The organism is Almyronema sp. (assembly GCF_052168255.1).
Taxonomy (GTDB): Bacteria; Cyanobacteriota; Cyanobacteriia; order Phormidesmidales; family Phormidesmidaceae; genus Sphaerothrix; species Sphaerothrix epifaneia.
Genome location: NZ_JBQLZL010000074.1, coordinates 62,680 through 65,006 on the forward strand (window position 1 = coordinate 62,680; position 2,327 = coordinate 65,006).

Below are 2,327 nucleotides of genomic sequence, written 5' to 3' on the forward strand. Positions count from 1 at the left end.
ACCTCAACGCTGGTGGCTACCGCTATAGCTGCTGTCTTGAATTAAAGGTACGCTGGCGATCGCAGTTTGCCTGCTGACGGTAAAAATGAGCACCTGTTTAAGCGATCGCCCAAGCAACACTGATCCCCCCTGTTAGTACGATCAGCCGTCAACGAAAACGGATGAACTCTGAGTTCATATCGGCCTCTAGCGGAACCCGCCTGAGCGCTACAGAGCCATTCAATTACCGCTGATCTTTTGAATTGCGAAGTTACGTCCGTAAGATCACTAAGATTTTCGAAAATTAGGCAAAATTCTCTGAAAACCTATCCGCATAATTGGTCGTCTCATGATAGGGTCTAGGTAGAATTTAGATAGAGCGATTTTTAGAGAAGATCTATATAAATGCTATAGAGATAAGCAACCCTATGAAGTTCTGGATTCGGGCGTTGAACCTTTGCCAGGACTGGCTTACTCGCAGCAGTCGCTCTACTTAGTCCATCCAAACTCAAAACTTCTATTCGGGCAGTTAGAGACAGTCAAATTGATGTCTGATGGCTTGAGACTTGCTGATTTGTGTCTGTCGAGTCAATTTCATCAAATAGCTTTTAAGTTTCTTTTCGACTGAAGTTTTAATCGCCTAGATAGACGTTATTAGAGTCTGTAGTCAGTTGATAATCGGCTTGGGTAGACTAGCCAATCGATAGTAGACGCCAGGGATCTGACGCAAGAGTTTCATTACGACTCTTCGATACATCTCAATAGGCGGGGTCACGATTGGGCAAAGTTTGATCTCCTTAGAGCTGGCTCACTGCGGTATCAAAAAATACTGCGATTTAAGTCAGTTGCTGGCTTGACTTACTCCTGTAACATCAGGTGCCACTGGGTCAGTCACGCCGCACTGACTGAAAAAGTGCCCCAAATTTTTAAACTAACTTTCCTGAAAAGGTTGAGATGAAGTCGTTATTAGGTAATCAGGGTATCTCTGGAGCGTCGAGGATGGGCATGAAAGTTTGGCAGCTAGGTGGGTTGGGTATTGGTTTGGTTGGGGCGATCGCCATTGGCTGCACGGGCGCTGCTTCTACTTCGGAACAACCGCCCATGCCTACCCAAAACGTAGCTGAGGGTCTGGTTGTTGCAGCCGGGGGGAGCAGTCAGTCTACCGCTGCGACGGAACCTTTCAAGCAGACGACTCAAGCAGGGCCAGTGGAGTTTGCGGTTTGCTATGAGTCAGCAGACTGGCAGCGACCCGAAGCCGCTGTGCAGTTCAAACAGCTAGAAGACATGCCCCGCTATGGGAGCGCTTTGTACGAAGAACCCCTTCAGAGTATCTTTCAAAAGTTCTGGACACACCAGGTTTTTACATTTACCACTTACGGCCTTAGCGCTCGCATGGAGCCTATTTATTTTTCGGGTTTGTGGACAGTACTCGACGATATTTGGGGCTGTTATGAAGATAGCACTGGCGAAAAAATTAACGCCGGAGAAATAGCCGAGCTGTGGCTAATTGAATATCAAATTGAATCGCTGGAGTGGACGGGCGATCGCTATCAGATGGTTGTGCAGCCTAGCGACAGCGGTATCCAGTTTGTCCAGTTTCCGCGTCGTGAGGCAGAATCCAGTTTATCAATTACGGTGACGACCACCGACGGAACTCCCTTAACGGCTGTTTCTGGCGATTGGTAAATAGCTGGCTATTGAAGATTTTGGCAGGGTATCTCGCTATAGATGGCATACCCTATTGTGCTGTGTCAATTTATAGCTAAAGGCAGCAGAAACGTTTTCTGTTGGTAGCTTGCAGCTATTTGAGTGGCTCATCCCTGTTAGCTACAGCGATACAAATTGACCTGGCTTTTAGGAACTGCGATCGCCCCTAGATTTGGGTTTTGGCTATGGGCGTCTGTCTACTCATTTAGCCGATTTGCAAAGACATTATTCAACAAGAATAATTATTAGCAAAGGGTATTTCGATATTTGAATTATCCCTTAATAAGATGATTTTCTTATGGCTAATCTTCTCTATTTTTTCTCGATTGCGGCTTAACTTCAAAAGCAACAACCGAGAACCATTGGCTTAGTTTTCTCAGGAAAGTTTAAGCCTAGGCTAATACAAAGATCAGACAATATCAGACTCAATTGGCATCCTTATAAGTACAGGATGATTAGATCTCTCAAGGAGTTAATCTCATGAAACGCATTACCTTATCTTTGCTCTCTGCTGTAATGGCTGTCTCTTTAAGCGGCACCGTTGCCTCTACAGCCAAGGCAGAAACCAAGTTTGATCAACTGCGGCGTGATCATCTAGACAACAAAGAAGAGTCTAAGTTTGACCAACTGCGACGTGATCA

1 protein-coding gene is annotated in these 2,327 nt (G+C 45.7%); it reads left to right on the top strand.

Annotation, left to right across the window (positions count from 1 at the left end; all coding sequences use genetic code 11):
• The first annotated feature begins 984 nt into the window (after positions 1 to 984).
• On the top strand, positions 985 to 1,665 hold the full coding sequence (locus tag ACTS3T_RS16685; RefSeq protein ID WP_462935271.1) for a hypothetical protein: 681 nt from the start codon (positions 985 to 987) through the stop codon (positions 1,663 to 1,665).
• Positions 1,666 to 2,327 lie beyond the last annotated feature (662 nt).

Bases quoted from the DNA above. Each gene is read 5' to 3' on its own strand.
- ACTS3T_RS16685 (WP_462935271.1), top strand. From the start codon at position 985: ATGAAAGTTTGGCAGCTAGGTGGGTTGGGTATTGGTTTGGTTGGGGCG.